This window comes from Thermocatellispora tengchongensis (genome assembly GCF_014202315.1).
GTDB classification, from domain to species: Bacteria; Actinomycetota; Actinomycetes; order Streptosporangiales; family Streptosporangiaceae; genus Thermocatellispora; species Thermocatellispora tengchongensis.
Genome location: NZ_JACHGN010000013.1, coordinates 266,735 through 282,748, shown reverse-complemented (window position 1 = coordinate 282,748; position 16,014 = coordinate 266,735). Strand labels below are relative to the sequence as shown.

Below are 16,014 nucleotides of genomic sequence, written 5' to 3'. Positions count from 1 at the left end.
GCCTATGCAACTGTCGCGAGTTGTGACCATCCGTGTTGCCCGGCGGTGTAGCGGCTCCATACGTCGCGCGGCGGTCAACGGGATGGAGCGGCGGCGACACTGCCCCGGTCTCGCACGGAGACATCTCCCGCCAAAGTGAGACCTTCGCCAAGGGTGCCCCAGATGCGCAAGCCGGAGATCGCGACTTGTGGTGGTTGATGTGCTGAACGTTCGTATGGCGACCGATACGTTTGTATAGACTCTTGGACGTGCGACCAATTTCTGAAGAGGACCTGACGACGCGCGCCCGCATCCGCGACGCCGCGATGGCGCTGTTCGCCGAGCAGGGGGTCAAGGCCACCACCATCCGTGGGATCGCCGAGGCCGCAAAAGTCTCGCCCGGCCTGGTGCAGCACCACTTCGGCACCAAGGAAGCGCTGAGACAGGCTTGCGACGAGTACGTCCTCAGCTACCTGCGCGAGCAGGTCACCGTCGGCGTCACCGACCACAACCTGGACAAGCCCGAATTCATCGAGAACGTCCACCGAACCGCGCCGCCCTTGATGAAATACCTCGGCCGCGCGCTGGTGGACGGTTCCCCCGCAGCCGCCGCCATGTTCGACGAACTCGTCAGCGTGACGGAGGAGCATCTCGCCGACGACGACCGCTCCGAGGCCGACCATCGCGCCCGCGCGACCGTACTGACCGCGATGAAGCTCGGCATCACGGTGCTGCACGAGCACGTCTCCCGCGCGCTGGGCACGGACCTGTACGCCCCGCAAGGCGCGCTACGCGTCGGCAAGGCCCAGCTCGATCTGATCAGACCGGAATTCCTCGGCCGCGAGCTGTTCGACCAGGCGCGGACGGGCCTGGAGAAGGTCGAGGGACAACGATGAACGCCGCAGTGCACGTGGGGGGCCTGGTCAAGAGCTTCGGCCGGGCCAGGGCCCTGGACGGGCTCGACCTCACCGTCAAGACGGGCGAGGTGCACGGCTTCCTCGGGCCCAACGGTGCCGGCAAGACCACCACGATACGTATCCTGCTCGGCCAGATGCGCGCCGACGGCGGCCAGGTCGCGTTACTCGGCGGCGACCCCTGGCGCGACGCCACCGAACTGCACCGAAGGCTCGCCTACGTGCCCGGCGACGTCACCCTGTGGCCCTCGCTGACCGGCGGCGAGGTCATCGACCTGCTGGGCAGGGCCCGTGGCGGCCTGGACCCCAGGCAGCGCGCCGAGCTGCTGGAGCGCTTCGAGCTCGACCCGCGCAAGAAGTGCCGCACTTACTCCAAGGGCAACCGGCAGAAGGTGGCGCTGGTGGCCGCCTTCGCCTCCGACGTCGAACTGCTGATCCTGGACGAGCCGACCTCGGGCCTGGACCCGCTCATGGAGGCGGTCTTCAACGAGTGTGTCCTGCGGGAGAAGCGCGACGGCCGCACGGTGCTGCTGTCCAGCCACATCCTGTCGGAGGTGGAGACGCTGTGCGACCGCGTCAGCATCGTCCGCGCCGGCCGTACCGTCGAGTCCGGCACCCTCGCCGACCTGCGCCACCTCACCCGCACGTCGGTGACCGCCGAGCTGATCGGGCCCGCTCCCGGGCTGGCCACCCTGCCCGGCGTACACAACCTGACCGTGGACGGCGCGCGGCTGCGCTGCCAGGTCGACGGTGACGCGCTCACCGCGGTGCTCGCCGAGCTCGCCAGAGCGGGCGTACGCACCTTGACCACGCAGCCGCCGACGCTGGAGGAACTGTTCCTGCGCCACTACGAGGGAGCCGCCAGATGACCGGCACCATGACCGGCACCGGGACACTGATCCGGCTCATCCTGCGCAGGGACCGCGTCCTGCTGCCGGTGTGGATCGTGATCACCGCGCTGCTGCCGGCGAGCATCGCCTCCGCCACCACCGACCTGTACGCCGACCAGGCCGCCCGCGACTCCTTCGCGGCGGCCTCGGCGAGCAACCCCGCGCAGCTGGCCATGCGCGGCCCCATCTATGACGCGAGCGTTGGCGGCCTGACCGCGTGGACGCTCGGCTCCTCTCTCGCGCTGTTCGGCGGGCTCATCAGCATCCTGCTGATGATCAGGCACACCCGCGTCGAGGAGGAGACCGGCCGGCGCGAACTGCTGGCCTCGGGTGTCATCGGCCGTCACGCCCCGCTGGCCGCCGCGCTCGCGGTCGTGCTGGCCGCCAACCTGCTGCACGGTCTGCTGTCGATGCCCGCCCTGGTCGCGGGCGGCCTGCCCGCGGGTTCCTCGCTGCTGTTCGGGCTGTCCACGGCCGCGGGCGGCTGGGCGTTCGCGGCCGTGGCCGCCATCACCGGGCAGCTCACCGCGTCCTCCGGTACGGCGCGCGGCATCGCGATCGCCATCGGCGGCCTGCTGTTCGCGCTGCGCTCGCTGGCCGACACCGGCGGCATCGGCTGGCTGGCGTGGCTGACGCCGTTCGGCTGGGTCCGGCTGACCAAACCCTACGCCGGCGACCAGTGGTGGGTGCTGGGGCTGATCGCGGTGTTCGTCACCGCGCTGGCGGCGGCGGCGTTCGCGCTGTCCACGCGGCGTGACGTGGCCGGCGGCCTGATTCCCGCCCGCCCCGGACCCGCCGAGGGAACTTTGCCGGGCGCGTTCGGCCTGGCCGCTCGCCTGCATCGCGGCACCCTGGCGGGCTTCGCGATCGGATTCGGAGCGCTGGGCGCCCTGCTCGGCGTGGCGGCGCGCGGGCTGAACACCCAGCTGGACACGCCGCAGTTCCGGGAGCTGGCCGCGACCCTCGGTGGCGCCGAGGCCGGGCTCTCGGATGTGTTCTTCACGTTCGTGATGTACGTGCTCAGCCAGCTCGTCGCGGGAGCGGCGCTGGTGTCGGCGCTGCGCGCCCGTGCGGAGGAGGCGGCGGGCCGGGCCGAGCTGCTGTTGTCCACCCCCGTCGGCCGGCTGCGCTGGGCGCTGAGCCACTTGGTGTTCGCCGTCATGAGCCCGGTGCTGCTGCTGACCGTGCTGGGCGCGGTGGCGGGGCTCACCTTCGACGGCGACGTGGCCCGCGTCACCGGGGCTACGCTGGCCTACCTGCCCGCGGTCTGGACCGTGGCCGGGATCGCGACGCTGATGTTCGGCCTGTTGCCACGGCTGGCGGCGGCCGTGAGCTGGACCGCGCTCGGTCTCTTCCTGGTCGTGGATCTGCTGGCGGAGTTCAAGCTGGCCACCGGGATCATCCTCGACCTCTCGCCGTTCATGCACGTGCCGGCGATGCTACTGGGCGGCGCCTCGTCACCAGCAGCGCCACTGCTAGGGCTGACTGTGGTGGCCATCACCCTGACCGCGGCGGGGCTGGCGTTCCTGCGCCGCCGTGACCTGATGCCCTCCGCCTGAATCAGCCCCAGAGAGGCGCTGATGGCCGACAGGCAGCGGTGTTCGTCTTCTGGACGCAGGACGGCGGCGTCCGCGTGGTGAACCTGGCCACCGTTGCTCGGCCGTGGATGGCATCGACAACAAAGAGATCACCGACCGCCGACATCACCAGCGGCCACTTCACGTCACCGGGATGCGAACGGTCGGCGCTTCAGACGCCGTCCTGGTCCACGACAGTGGCGCTGGCGGCACTGACCTCGGGCAGCGCCGCCGCGCCGAGCGGCCGCAGGCCCTTGTCCGGGGCCGAGGAAGCGATCGCGTAGCGGCCCGGGCAGTTGAGGTGGGCGTGGCCCAGAGGGGACAGCCGCGCCACGTCCTCGTCCTTGACCGGCACACCCTGGGCGTGTAACTGGTCCAGGATCGCCGACAGATACCGTAAGTTCCACAACACGACGGCATTGACGACAAGTCCCAGAGCTGCCAGTTGGTCCTCCTGGCCTTCCCGATATGCCTGCCGGATCCGGCCGGAGTTGCCGTGGCAGATCTTGCGGGCCAGGCGGTGCCGGGACTCCTGGACCGACAACTGCTTGCCCAGGCTCCGGCGATAGCTGGAATCCATCGGGTCCAGCATGCTCAGTAGGTGCATCGTCTTGTCGATACGGCCGTACTCGGCGAACGCCTGCCCCAGCGGCGTCGGAGAGCCCTGGCGGGCGAATATGCGCAGCAGGTCGTAGCCGCGCACCTGGTTGGTCACCAGGGATCCGGCGACGCGGAGCACGTCCGGCCACTGGGTGATCACCTTCTTGGTGTTCAGCTTGTTCCGGGCGATCGCCTCCAGCACCCCGTATGCGCTGGTGGTGCCGTCGGACAGCTCGGCGCGCCAGAACCGCTGGTCGCCCAGGTCGGCGAAGCGGTAGCCGAGCATGGAGAAGATCCCGAACACCATGTCGCTGTCGCTGGCCTGGTCGGTCGTGACCACCTCGGGTTTCGGCCCGGCGTCCAGGTTGATCAGGCAGTCCAGGATGTAGAGAGAATCGCGCGGGGTGCCCGGCACGACCATCTGCCCGATCCCCGTTACTTGATCATTGACTGCGTTGAGCCAGGTGATACCGCGTTTGTAGCCGTAGTACTTGGGCGAGGGCCCGGCGTTGATGGTCTTGATCGGGACGACGAACCGCAGCCCGTCCACCGACGCCGGCACCCGGCCTTGATCACCGGCGCCAATCCGACGTTGCAGGCCTCGCTGATCAACAGCGCCACCGGCGATCTCGGCAGGTCGTTCATGCGGGTGGAGATGTCGGCCAGGTGCACGTACGCGTCCACGTACCCGGTCCAGGCGTGCACCTCCAGCAGCAGTTCCGGCAGGTCGACGCGGGGCAACATGGCCTGGCAGGCGGCCCGCAGCCACGCCAGCGACTCGCTCTCGCCGAGCGCGCCGAGCTTCTCCACCGACAGCCGGGCCCGCCCGCCGCCGGCCGGGGTCACCACCGAGACCAGCGCGTCCTCGCCCGCCTCCTCCAGCCGGGCGGCCATCTGCTTCCAGGCCGCGTCCAGGGCCAGGACCTTGTCGTTCAGATGCTTCTGGACGGGATCGGTGAGCGACAGGGAAGCCAGCACGTCCTCGGCGATCGCCTCCCACTGCGCCCCGGCCAGCAGATGCGAGCGCGGGTCGGCCCAGCGCAGCGACGGCGAGGCGAACACGTCCCTGATCGTCAGGGCCCGCATCAGGTGCTCCAGCACGCACACCACGTACGCGTCACGATCCACCGCGCCCTGCGGCAGGTCCGGGTTGGCATACACCGTCCGCTTCCACGACGCGGTCACCAGCGCGGCGTCGAACTCCTTGGGCAGCAGCGGCTTCTTGCTCACCTGCCGCCGCAACAGCTCCGGCAGCCGGCGTACCGCGGCCAGAACGCGCCGCCCACGGTGCCGCTGACAGCGCCTTGGACTCGCCCAGCAGCCTCAGGAACGGGTGCACCGTGTTGTACTTCTCCACCAGCGCGGCCCGCATCGCCGCCTCGGCCGCGCCGTCGGACTCGGGGACCAACTCCTCCACCACTTCCAGCGCCGCACGGACCTGCTCCTTGCTGGCGCCGGCGATCTCGGCAACTGCGGTCCACATCGCTGCCACATTGAGGTCCGCGCCCTCCTGGTCGACCAGGTCGAGCTGGTCGAGCTGGTCGACCAGGACGCGGCCGGCCTTGGCCACCAGCTTGGAGGCCCGCTCCAGCCGGGGCAGCCGGCGCCCCGATCTACGTGATCCTGGACAACCTGTCGGCGCACAAGAACCGGCGTGTCCGCGCGTGGGCCGAGAAGAACAAGGTCAGGCTGCTATTCACGCCGACCTACGCCTCGTGGGCCAATCCGATCGAGGCGCACTTCGGACCGTTGCGCCAGTTCGCCCTGGCCAACTCCAACCATCCCAACCACACCGTCCAGACCCGCGCCCTACACGCCTACCTACGCTGGCGCAACGCCCACACCCGCCACCCCGACGTGCTGGCCGCCCAACGCCGCGAACGCGCCCGCATCCGCAGCGAGAAAGGCATCCGCTCGGGCGGCCGACCTCTGGCTTCCGCAGCCTGAAGCCCGTTACCCAACCCGGTGATCGTTTCCCGTCACAGCACTAGATCCTGGGCGCGCCGAATCGGCTCGCGAGGGCGTCGAAGACCTGCTTGGGCTCCCACGCCATGTCGGGATAGCGCGTACCCTTCCGTCCTTTGAGGACTTTGACGACGCCGTAGCTCGCCATGTCGAGGTCGCGCTTCGGTTCGGGATCGAACGGGGCTTCGTAGCCGGCGAAGGTGAACCAGAAGGCGCCGTGCACGTCCTCGGCCTCGAAGACATCCATCAGCTCGTGAAAGTACGCCACCTGAACGGACTCGTCGCGGACGTAGTCGCCGTTCAGCACTCGGGGTGTCGCCGAGTGGTCGACGATGGTCCAGCCCGTTCCACCGGCCTCCGCCGCGCCACGGTAGGTGCAGCAGCCGAACTCCGTGATCACCAAGGGCTTTCCGTGCGTGCCGAAGTTCCGCACGATTCGGGGGTACTCGGCGGCGTTGTCCGCGGAGCGATACAGATCGACCGCGGTGAAGTCGAATCCTGACCAGTCGATGTCCTCCCACTCCCCCGAGGCATAAGTGACCTTCCCTCTGAAGTGCTCCCGCGCGCCCCCGGCAACGCCGCGCAACATCTCGTTGAAGTCCATCTTGGGGGTGTGGCCGGCCCAGGCCTGCGGGTTCATCGCGTTCTGGATGCGTTCCATCAGGTACGCACCCGGCACAAAGCCGGTGCAGAACAGTGACATCTCACAGCCCAGCACAAGCACGGTCTCCGGGTCGCGCACCCGGATCTCCTCCGCGCTCTTGGCACAGTTTTCGAAGTAGGGCAGCAGTTGCGCCGGCGTCAGGTCCATCGGGAACGGCGCGAACCACACCCGCAGCCCCGCATCGACGGCGGCATGCGCGGCCAGTGCGATGCGGTCCGGATCGTCCCCGCTGATCCGGACCGCATCGCAGTGCAGGTCTGCCGCGATGATCTCCAACTCTCGCCGTATCACATCGGGGTCGAAATCGATCCGCAACCGGTCACCGACCGCGCCACCGAACCCCGTGTCGTAGTTGATTCCCCTGAGCTGCATCTACGCCAATCGGTGGACGGTCCCATGGACGATCACCGGCATCCAGCCCGGCGCGGCCCCCACAGAGATGACCACCCAGCTCAAACTCGGCGGCCTCGCCAAGGGCGACTACGACCTCACCCTGCGGGTCGTGAACCCCTCCCCGGCGGCGACGACCTGCGCTTCGCCAACACGACCCAGGACACGCACTCCGGCCTGCTCACCCTCGGCCGGCTCAGGATCGGCTGACCAGCACCCACCCGTACCCCGGTGGCGTCCCGCCCCCGGGATACGGGCTGCTCAGGAAGAGGACTTTTTCAGGTCGATGACCCGGTCACCCCGCCCCGGATAGATCATGACCAGCAGGTGCTGCGGGGTGTCCGCCTCCCAGTCGGGTTCGCGGTAGTGCACCCGTACGCGGTAGTGGCCCTTGCCGACGATGGCCAGGTTCGGCAGCTCGGGCTCGGCCATCGGATCCCGGAGCACGAAGTCCCCGGTGGGGCTGCGGTAGCCGACCCCGATCACCTTGTCCCAGCCCTTGACCTCCACCGGCGGACGGCGCCGGTACGCCTCCGCCGTGACGCACGCCTCGGCCTCGGAGGACAAGTCGATCGACAGGTAGCCCGGCGCGCTGCCCACCAGGTCCCCGTGCATGAGGGACACGTCCTCCGCGGAGTCCTCATGGTCCTCCCACGCCTCCATGCCGACCTCAGAGAACTCCGGGACCCGCGCCACACGGACGGGCGTGATCCGGGGCCGGTGCCGGGAGCGGTCGCAGATGGCCTGGACGGCGGCGTCCCGGCGGGCGTACGCGGCTTCCGCGATGCTGGACTCGCGCAGCACGTCGGCCGCGGCGGGCGGGCAGATCGATGCGATGACGTCCATGTAGTCCACCACGCGCGGGTAGGCGGCGCACTGCGCCCGGCCGTACGCGAGCAGGGCGTGGTCGGGCACGGCGGTGAAACCGTAACCTCGGCGAGCGGCGCACAGGAACGCCTGTTCACCGACCGGCACCCGCGGCGTGTCCGGAGTGATGGGCGGGCACTCCCTGGCGATGGGACCCGAACCCAGGTCGGCCACCGGTACCAGCCCCACCACGGCCAGCGCCGCCGCACGCGACCGTCCGCCGTACCCAGCGCGCCCGCACCAGTCTCCCCAGCAGGGCGCGTAGCCGGTGGCGGGGCCGGCGCACGGCGGCGAACACGCACAGCGCGGCGCCCACGGCCACCACGTTCGGCCCGATGGAGAACCAGGCGCCCTCGGGCCCGCCCCACTCGGAGTAGAGACATACGCGGTCGCCTGCCACGTCCACGAGGAAGGCCAGCGGGCCGACGCCATGCACCACAAGCGCGATGGCGGCCATGGCCCGCGCGGTCACCCGCCCGATCCGGGCGCGGCCCACGCGCGTGCCCAGCCAATGCGCGGCGAACCCGAGGGCCACCATCGGCACGGCCCCATACGACAGGATCGGTACGTACGCGGCCACGTCCCACAGGGGATTCTGCTCCCCGGAGTAGAACTCACTGCCGGGACAGGACGCGCCGGAGCCGAAGTACATCCAGCCGAATTCCGACGTTGACAGACTGGCGGCCATCCCGCCGACGGCGATGGTCAGGGACGCGGCCCACCATAACCGCGATCTTCGTGACATAATTCGCCAACCTACCGCCCACTATCACCTGTTGAATGGTGATCAACCGACGAGCGTTCTGGAGAATGGCATGGCGCTGACCAAGGCGGACCCGGAGGCGTTACCGAGACAGCGGAGCAGGTGGCCCTTGTTCGTGTGCCTGGCGCTCCTGGCTTTTATCGTTGCCTGCGTTGTCGCCTTCGTCCTGGTGTTCAAGGTCCCAGAGTGGCGGAACAACGAAAAACTGGACCGGCTGGAGGAGCGGGTGAGCATGCTCCCGCTCCCGCCCGACACGGAGCCCGCTGATTACAGTATTCAGAGCACGGTAGGTCTTCAGTCGGGCAACAGCAATCATTGCGACTATCTGGTCCGCATGTCCCTGCTCACCAAGCTGCCCGACGCCGAGATCGCCCGCTACTTCGAGTCCACCACGGTCGAGGGTGTCGAGGGCCGCGACCTCTCCGGCAGTGTGTACGTCAACCCGAGCGGATCATGGCGGGAGGGGTACAAGGGCGTCATCGTGGAGTTCTTCGACGGATTTCACGAACCCGGGTTCGACCTGCGCTGTCATTGACCAGTCGTCCGGAACCCGACTCACCATGCGATCAATCGGCTAACTCACGGACTCCATCCGCGGCCAAGCGGCGCACAAGTCGGAGCCGTCATCGTGGGGGCATGACCAAACGTCGCAATTGAGGCACTACCAGGCGACGTAATCAAGGCACTACCGGACACCGTCGTCGCGGCACGGACGACGTCCGCACGTGAAGGGCCAGGCGTCCGGCCGCCGTCACCGCCTCCGGCAACCGGGACCCCGGGCCGATCCTCAAGGTGTTGATCGTGCTGGGGTGGCCGGGAATGTGCCTGGTGCCGATCCCGCTGTCCGTGCCGCCCACCCGACTCGCGGCGGGCGCCGTCGGCACACCCGGCACGCTCACCGTGGAGTGTGCGAGCCGATCTCCCGGGGCGGCTACGACTGCGAAGGCACGTTCGTCCCCGACGGCGGCGGGCCGGGGCTCCCGGTCGCCGCACCTCCCGGCCTGGAGGCGGGGCGGCGTGGCGGACGCCCAGCTCACCCCTAAGGGCGACCGGGCGGTGCAGGCGGACGTGCGCGGCGTGCTCGGCACGCTGACCCTGCCCTTCCTTCACGTCGGCATGATCGGCTTCCTGCCTATCGCCATCCTGTACTGGCTGGCCGCCACCGACCGGCATCTGCGCGCGGCGATGATCGCCGGTTGCGTACTGACCGTCGCGGGCACCGTCGGCGTCACCACTGGCCTCGTCGCCATCTACTCGACCTGACCGGCACAGGCCCGCGAGGCGGTCCCCCTCCTCGCGGCACAGCGTTCTCGCGGTCGCCGCTGCCCCCTCCCCAGATAGGCCGATCGAGCGGTGGCCGACGCCCGCGCCGCTCCCGGCCAGGGAGCCGTCCACACGGGTTACGCCCTCCTCGACACCCGCCGCTCGGACGGGTCTCCAGGTCCATCACCCCAGCCAGACCGGCGCCGAGGCCGGAAATGCGACCGCGCCTCCCGGCCTTGGGCTGCGTGCGTGTGGCTGACATGAGGGCTCGCTCTGCGCAGGGGCTCCCACCTCGCGTGGTGCGTGTTTCTCGCGCTCGCCGGGGTCGAGGTGAGCGTGGTGGACCGGCTGCCGCGGCGCTCGCCGTACTGCCGGGGGTGCAACCTCAACGCCCGCAGCCTGGAACTGCTGGACCGGCGTGGCATCGCCGAGCGGTTCCTGGCCGAGGGGCCGACGGTGCCGTACAGCATGTTCGCCGATCCGAGCCGGCGCCTCCCGCCGACCGTGACGAGCCGGTCCGGCTCGACTACTTCCAGCGGGTGCTGACCGAGCAACTAGGCCGGTCGGTCGGGCTGCGCGATCCCCGCTGGCTCACCCGGTTCTCCGACGCGGCCCGGCAGGCGGACCGCTACGTCGCCGGACGGGTCGTGCTGGCCGGGGACGCGGCGCACATCCACCCGCCGGCGGGGGCGGTCGGGGTGAACGTGGCGGCGGCGGACGCGGTCAACCTCGGCTGGAAGCCGGCGGCCACCGCCCTCGGGCACGCGCCGGACGCCTGCTGGACAGCTACCACCAGGAGCGGCACGAGGCCGGGGCGCGGGTGCTGCGGAACACGTGCGCGCAGGCGATCCCCGGGCGGCGCGATCCCGGTCTCGGCCCGCTGCGGGACCTGCTCGGCGAGCTCGCCGGCCTGCCGGAGGTCGGCAAGTACCTCGCCGAGATGGCGACCGGCGTGAGCACCAGGTACGCCCCGAAGGTCCCCGGCGACCACCCGTGGCTGGGACGGCTCGCGCCGAACCTGAAGCTGACCGTGGGGAAGCGGCACACCAGTGTCGCCGAACTGCTGCGGCCCGCCCGTCCGCTCCTGATCCGGTTCGGCGGCCGGGAGCTGCCGCCGGTCGCGGGCACCGGAGTGGACGCCTGCCACGCCGACTGCCCCGCACTCTGCGCCACCGGGGAGAACCGAACGACGCGTGCCGGCGGGCGCGGCCGAAGCGTGGTCGCGGTGATCGAGGACGCCATCACGCGGCCGACGTGATTCCGCCTGGTGACCTCGGCGGGTCCATGGTCGCGCTCGACCTGTCCCGGCCGGTGCGGGCGGACGCGGAGGCGGCAAGGGCCGCACCGCCGGCCGCGCGAGTGCGAGGGCTGACGCGGCCGGCGGGACAGGCGGCCATTCCATTGCCGGGCCCGCCGGATCGAAATGTCGCCGTCGTGGCTGCGGGCGCGGATCTCGGCCGCCTCGGCGAACCCCTCGGGGCTGCCGCAGGGGCCGAGGAAGTTGAGCAGCCTGCCGGTGGCCGTGCTCACGTCGAACCATGTGGCCGTGCCCTGCCGGATGCCGGCCTCCAGGTCGCCGGTCGTGCCCGTCAGCACCACCGAGCCGCGCACGACCTCTTCGATCAGCACGCTGCCGTACACGTTCTTCGCCTCGACGCCGCCGTGGGCGCGGTCGACCCGCATGTCGCCGTTGATGCCGATCAGCCGCAGGTCGCCGGTGATCTCGCCGACATGGCACTCGCCGTCGTCGTCGCTGATGGACGCCGTGCCGTCGATCTCGGGGATCCTGATCTCGCCGGACTCGGTGGCGATCTCGGCGTGGCCGGTCGCGCGCTCGACGGTGATCTCGCCGCTGTCGCTGGTCAGGTGGACCGGCCCGGCCTCCTCGACCCGGATGTCGCCGTAGCCGGTCCGCAACCGGCACGCGCCCAGCCGTCCCGCGCAGCGGAACCCGCCCGACATCGTCTCGCCCTGCACGCGTGCCCCCGACGGAAGCTCGATCGGTACGCTGGCCGTGACCCCCTCGTCCGTGAACATGCGGGCCAGCCCCCGACAACCCCAGAGCCCCGGCTTGACGAACGAGGCCACCGCCCCGGCCGCCGCCTGCCAGGACATCCCCCGCGGACCCGGGTCCTGCCGCGTGGACGGTGAACGCGCCTCGGGCCATCCTCTGGCAAGTGACACGGCGGTGAGGGCCGCCAAAGCCGCGGGAGTGCCGGGGCAGGCCGGGGGGTGACGTCTCGTCCCACGACGAATGACGGACAAACGATCAGAGGCCCGGTCTCCGTTTTCGGAGACCGGGCCTGCGACCTGGTGTTTCTCAGTAGACAGGGGCAGGATTTGAACCTGCGACCTCTGGGTTATGAGGCGAGTTAAGGCATTCAAACGAGGTTCTGGCCACACAGAGTCACAAGCACTAAACTGCAGGTCAGAGGCCGTTTTGTAATGTCGAACGGTGCCACCGAATATCACCCCCTCACGCACCGTCTGCCTACAAATTGCCTACAAGTGATCTTCGACTACGGGGAGGGCCCACCTTCATGGGATGGTCGATCAAGCGAGTCGGAAAGACCGGCAAGCCGCGCTACACCGCGCAATATCGCGACCTACGCGGCGAAAAGCAGACCATCGGCACATTCTCCAACAAAAAAGGGAAGCCGACCGAGCCTGGCAACGAGCCGAGGTCAAGCTGGCCGAGGGGCGAGTAGGCGACCCACGTCGAGGCCGCCAGACCTTCGCGCGGTATGTCTTGGATGAGTGGCTCCCGCATCACATGATCGAGGCCACCACCCGAGAGGGCTACACCTACCAGATCGGCAAACACCTGATGCCCTGGTTCGGCCCGCTCCGCATGGCCGAGATCCTGCCCAGCCACGTCCGCGAGTGGGTCACCATGATGGTCAACAACGGCGTCACCCCGGCCACCATCCAGCATGTCCGCAACATCCTCAGCGCCATCTTCACCACGGCCCTGAACGACCAGATCACCTTCCTGCACCCCTGCAAGGGCGTAAAGACCCCCACCGTCCCCAAACCCGAACTGAAGATCATCACACCGGAGCAGTTCGACACCATCTACCAGGCGCTGCCCAACGCCGACATGCAACTCCTCATCGAGACGGCCATCGAGACCGGCCTGCGCTGGGGCGAGCTGACCGAACTGCGCGTCAAGGACCTCAACCGCACGACCCGGATCCTGTCGGTACGCCGCGCCGTCGTCCAGGTCGACCCGAAGTTCCACCCCGAGGGCAAGCGATTCCACGTCAAGGACTACCCGAAGGACAAGGAGAGCCGCCGCCTCAAGCTCAGCAGGCAGATCGCCACCAAGCTGAGCGTCCACATCGACGCGGAGAGCCTGGGCGAGGACGACCTGCTGTTCCGCCTCCGCGACCAGGAGGACACCACGCCACCCCTGTACGTCGTGCCCGACCCCGACGACCTCGGCCTCACCGCCCCGAACGCCGCCGGCCGCCGGTACCGGCACGGCTCGCTCAGCGGCTACAACGCCGGCAAATGCCGCTGCGACCACTGCAAGAAGGCCTTCGCCACCTACCGGGCCGAACGCCGCGCCAAGGGCAAGGACGCGCCCCGCAAGAAGCGCGTGGTGGACACCGACGGCCACATCCCCCGCGACTGGTTCCGCACCAACATCTGGAAGCCCTCACTGAACAAGGCCGGCCTCGACTTCCACGTACGCGCCCACGACCTCAGACACGCCCACGCCTCATGGCTTCTCGCCGGCGGCGCCGACCTCCAGGTCGTGAAGGAACGCCTCGGCCACGGCAGCATCACCACGACCGAGAAGTACCTCCACACCCTTCCCGACGCGGACGAGAGCGCCATCGACGCCTTCGAAAGCATCCGCTACCGGAAGGGGACCGGCTGAGTCGCCGCCGCAGGGCACGGTGGAGACGTACGATGAGATCGGAAACCAGCGGTATTGACCTTGAAATTGCAACAGACCTCCCAGGGTTTCTGCACTACCGGAGGTTCACTGCAAAAGACTGGTCGCCAGCGGCCAGAAAGGCACGCATGACCTGCACCTTTACATTGGGGTCCTCATCGCCCCTACGAGGGGTCGCAACCCGGATTGGGGTGGAGATATCCCACCCCGGGCGGGTCCTCATCGCCCCTACGAGGGGTCGCAACCTGGTGAGCTGGCGGCCCTGCAGGGCGAGGTGACCGGTCCTCATCGCCCCTACGAGGGGTCGCAACCTAACAGGCTGGCCGACGGACGGCTCACCATCAAGGTGTCCTCATGTCCTCATCGCCCCTACGAGGGGTCGCAACTCTGCCTGCGCGGCCTTGGCCAGGATCAGGGCCCGGGTCCTCATCGCCCCTACGAGGGGTCGCAACGGGACCGGGATGTTGTTGACCACGGTGACCGTCGAGGTCCTCATCGCCCCTACGAGGGGTCGCAACCGGCCAGGCCAGCCGACCGGTGCGCCTCATCCCTCCGAGGGGTCGCAACGTGACGGGCAGCAGCCGCTCGGCGTCCACGTCCTTGGTCCTCATCGCCCCTACTAGGGGTCGCACCTTATTCCGCTTCAGATACTCGGCAAGGTTGGCCCGGCACTCATCGCCCCTCGTGGCCGAGCAGGTTCTGGCGAGCATCGCCGGGTGGCTGGAACAGAGCGCGGCCGGATGGCCGGACGACGACATGCGATCTTGAACGCTATCTGAAGCCCGACCCGAGCACGCTCGAACTCTACAACGCGGAGGACCTTGCCGACGTGGCCGGGAAGGCCGTACGAACCATGGCCGGGCAGACACCCACCACAGTGATCGTCGGGATGCGGTCCACTGCCTCAGGGGGGCTCACGAACGCAAACGGAAGGACAAGGCACTGGCGTGGGTAGACAAGCTCGGCGAGATTCTCAGGCCCGTCCGGGGCAGGTAGGGCATCGAGGAAACGCTCGGCCAACGGGCTGCCAGGCTCGCGCGGCACATCGCCATGGGCGCCGTCAATCTGTTGCTCCGCTACCGGCGAGATGGCCGGCACTCGGTCTTGGCGCTCAAGGTCAGGCGAGTCACCGGGGAATCGATGTACGTTCCCGCGAGAGCGCCGACACCAGCCCTCAGACGCGGCAGTTGCGCGCTGGAGTGACGGCCGAGGGACTGGCGAATGCGAAGATCGCCGTCGTCGGGTGCGGAGCCGTAGGGTCGTTCGCGGCCGGTACCTTGTTCCGCTCCGGCGTTCGCCATCTCACTCTTATCGATTATGAGCGGCTGCGCCCCGGGAACGTTGTAGGCCATCTGGCGGCACCGGTCAGGTCGGCAACTGGAAGGTCGAGGCCATGCGGAACCGCCTTGCCGACATCGACTCCGATGTGGGTCGCGTCGAGGTGCGGATGGACATGGTGACCACGCTCGTGGAAGCGTCCGAGCTGCTACGGGAACACCATGTCGTTCTGGACGCCACCGGAAGTGCCCGGACGAGCAGCCTGTTGACGACCGCCGCTGGCAGCGGAGCATGCAGCGGTCACATCGTCGTGTCCGCATGCGTACAACGTCAGGGCGACATCGTACGCGTCGCCCGGTTTCCGCTTCGAGGTAAAGAGACCTACCTACCGCCTCTACCGGCTCACGAGGACGATGACCGTCCATGGGAAAAGGGCTGTGGGGCGTCTGTCTCCCCTACTCCCGACTGGGGCAGTCATCGCCGCCGCCGAACTGGCCTGCCGCGTCGTGATCGACGAGGCCATCGGCACGTGCTCGCTGCCCGCCTCCCTGATGGAGGTACGCGGTGTCCAGCAGGTGCCGCCCTATACCCATGTCGGCCTGCTCTCCTCGCCTTCCCGGGAGCGGGAGAGGCGGTAGCGTGAGCCGGCCGCGCATCGGGATCGGTCCTCCACCCGGAGGTCAGGGCAACGATAATGGCGGCTGCATCATCGGCCTCTGGAATCGAGGCAGGCGGTTTGCTGCTCGGCTGGTGGCATGCCGGGCATATCGTGGCGCCATATGCGGCCGAAGTGACCGATCCTTGTGTGACCGCCTCAACCTGGAGCCGGGACGAGGAACGTGCACAGCAGGCGTTAAAGCAAGGACTTTCCGATCTTGATCACCCTGGGCTCGGTTATATCGGAGATTGGCACACGCATCCAGCTCGTTCCGGTCCTAGCAAGCAAGATGAGCATTGAAT

The 16,014-nt window shown here is 68.9% G+C and carries 15 protein-coding genes, 3 pseudogenes and 1 CRISPR repeat array; of the genes and pseudogenes, 14 read left to right on the top strand and 4 right to left on the bottom strand.

Features of this window, described 5'->3' with window-relative positions; all coding sequences use genetic code 11:
- Window positions 1-248: 248 nt before the first annotated feature.
- Genes HNP84_RS29160 through HNP84_RS29150 form a run of 3 tightly spaced genes read left to right on the top strand, consistent with a single transcriptional unit; the run spans window position 249 to window position 3,342 of the window.
- Window positions 249-875, top strand: coding sequence for a TetR/AcrR family transcriptional regulator (locus tag HNP84_RS29160; protein WP_312925948.1), 627 nt, complete (start codon window positions 249-251; stop codon window positions 873-875).
- Complete coding sequence (locus HNP84_RS29155) at window positions 872-1,762, top strand: ABC transporter ATP-binding protein (protein WP_185053133.1); 891 nt, start codon at window positions 872-874, stop codon at window positions 1,760-1,762. Before HNP84_RS29160 ends, HNP84_RS29155 begins: the two co-directional genes overlap by 4 nt.
- Window positions 1,759-3,342 carry an ABC transporter permease gene (locus HNP84_RS29150; protein WP_221336883.1) on the top strand — a complete coding sequence of 528 codons (1,584 nt, stop codon included), beginning with the start codon at window positions 1,759-1,761 and terminating at the stop codon, window positions 3,340-3,342. The genes HNP84_RS29155 and HNP84_RS29150 overlap by 4 nt, the downstream gene beginning before the upstream one ends.
- 190 nt (window positions 3,343-3,532) lie before the next feature.
- On the opposite strand, the pseudogene HNP84_RS56805 reads toward HNP84_RS29150, so the two are convergent.
- Window positions 3,533-5,566: pseudogene (locus tag HNP84_RS56805) on the bottom strand (Tn3 family transposase); the annotation flags it as partial.
- On the opposite strand from HNP84_RS56805, the pseudogene HNP84_RS29140 reads away from it, so the two are divergent.
- Window positions 5,563-5,907: pseudogene (locus HNP84_RS29140) on the top strand (transposase); the annotation flags it as partial. The pseudogenes HNP84_RS56805 and HNP84_RS29140 overlap by 4 nt on opposite strands.
- Window positions 5,908-5,947: 40 nt before the next feature.
- Here HNP84_RS29140 and HNP84_RS29135 read toward each other — a convergent pair.
- The 3 genes from HNP84_RS29135 to HNP84_RS29125 all read right to left on the bottom strand — a co-directional run bounded on the left by HNP84_RS29135 (window position 5,948) and on the right by HNP84_RS29125 (window position 8,591).
- A complete protein-coding gene (locus HNP84_RS29135; RefSeq protein WP_185053132.1) occupies window positions 5,948-6,961 on the bottom strand; it encodes a glycoside hydrolase family 113 protein in 1,014 nt (337 codons plus the stop codon).
- 279 nt (window positions 6,962-7,240) lie between these two features.
- Window positions 7,241-7,894 carry a hypothetical protein gene (locus HNP84_RS29130; RefSeq protein WP_185053131.1) on the bottom strand — a complete coding sequence of 218 codons (654 nt, stop codon included), beginning with the start codon at window positions 7,892-7,894 and terminating at the stop codon, window positions 7,241-7,243.
- A gap of 46 nt (window positions 7,895-7,940) precedes the next feature.
- Window positions 7,941-8,591 (bottom strand): hypothetical protein, encoded by a 651-nt coding sequence (locus HNP84_RS29125; RefSeq protein WP_185053130.1) that lies wholly within the window; start codon window positions 8,589-8,591, stop codon window positions 7,941-7,943.
- A gap of 70 nt (window positions 8,592-8,661) precedes the next feature.
- Here HNP84_RS29125 and HNP84_RS29120 point away from each other — a divergent pair, with 70 nt between their 5' ends.
- The 10 genes and pseudogenes from HNP84_RS29120 to HNP84_RS56780 all read left to right on the top strand — a co-directional run.
- Complete coding sequence (locus HNP84_RS29120) at window positions 8,662-9,144, top strand: hypothetical protein (RefSeq protein ID WP_185053129.1); 483 nt, start codon at window positions 8,662-8,664, stop codon at window positions 9,142-9,144.
- 482 nt (window positions 9,145-9,626) lie between these two features.
- Window positions 9,627-9,872: a hypothetical protein gene (locus HNP84_RS29115; protein WP_185053128.1), complete on the top strand. Its 246-nt coding sequence runs from the start codon at window positions 9,627-9,629 to the stop codon at window positions 9,870-9,872.
- Window positions 9,873-10,175: 303 nt separating this feature from the next.
- Window positions 10,176-10,418, top strand: a complete 243-nt coding sequence (locus tag HNP84_RS51365) for an FAD-dependent monooxygenase (RefSeq protein ID WP_221336880.1) — start codon at window positions 10,176-10,178, stop codon at window positions 10,416-10,418.
- Window positions 10,412-10,828: an FAD-dependent monooxygenase gene (locus tag HNP84_RS56800; RefSeq protein ID WP_376771974.1), complete on the top strand. Its 417-nt coding sequence runs from the start codon at window positions 10,412-10,414 to the stop codon at window positions 10,826-10,828. Before HNP84_RS51365 ends, HNP84_RS56800 begins: the two co-directional genes overlap by 7 nt.
- Window positions 10,813-11,130 (top strand): aromatic-ring hydroxylase C-terminal domain-containing protein, encoded by a 318-nt coding sequence (locus HNP84_RS56795; protein ID WP_376771979.1) that lies wholly within the window; start codon window positions 10,813-10,815, stop codon window positions 11,128-11,130. Before HNP84_RS56800 ends, HNP84_RS56795 begins: the two co-directional genes overlap by 16 nt.
- A 165-nt stretch (window positions 11,131-11,295) precedes the next feature.
- A complete protein-coding gene (locus HNP84_RS57125) occupies window positions 11,296-11,778 on the top strand; it encodes a hypothetical protein (protein WP_185053127.1) in 483 nt (160 codons plus the stop codon).
- Between the two features lie 634 nt (window positions 11,779-12,412).
- A complete protein-coding gene (locus HNP84_RS53600; protein ID WP_246518835.1) occupies window positions 12,413-12,580 on the top strand; it encodes a hypothetical protein in 168 nt (55 codons plus the stop codon).
- 65 nt (window positions 12,581-12,645) lie between these two features.
- Window positions 12,646-13,758, top strand: a complete 1,113-nt coding sequence (locus tag HNP84_RS29100; protein ID WP_246518834.1) for a tyrosine-type recombinase/integrase — start codon at window positions 12,646-12,648, stop codon at window positions 13,756-13,758.
- Between the two features lie 169 nt (window positions 13,759-13,927).
- Window positions 13,928-14,409: direct repeats of the CRISPR family, unit length 30 nt; unit sequence GTCCTCATCGCCCCTACGAGGGGTCGCAAC.
- Between the two features lie 314 nt (window positions 14,410-14,723).
- Window positions 14,724-15,236, top strand: a complete 513-nt coding sequence (locus HNP84_RS56785; RefSeq protein WP_376771972.1) for a ThiF family adenylyltransferase — start codon at window positions 14,724-14,726, stop codon at window positions 15,234-15,236.
- A 506-nt stretch (window positions 15,237-15,742) separates the two neighbouring features.
- Window positions 15,743-16,012 (top strand): annotated as a pseudogene (locus HNP84_RS56780) (Mov34/MPN/PAD-1 family protein); the annotation flags it as partial.
- Window positions 16,013-16,014 lie beyond the last annotated feature (2 nt).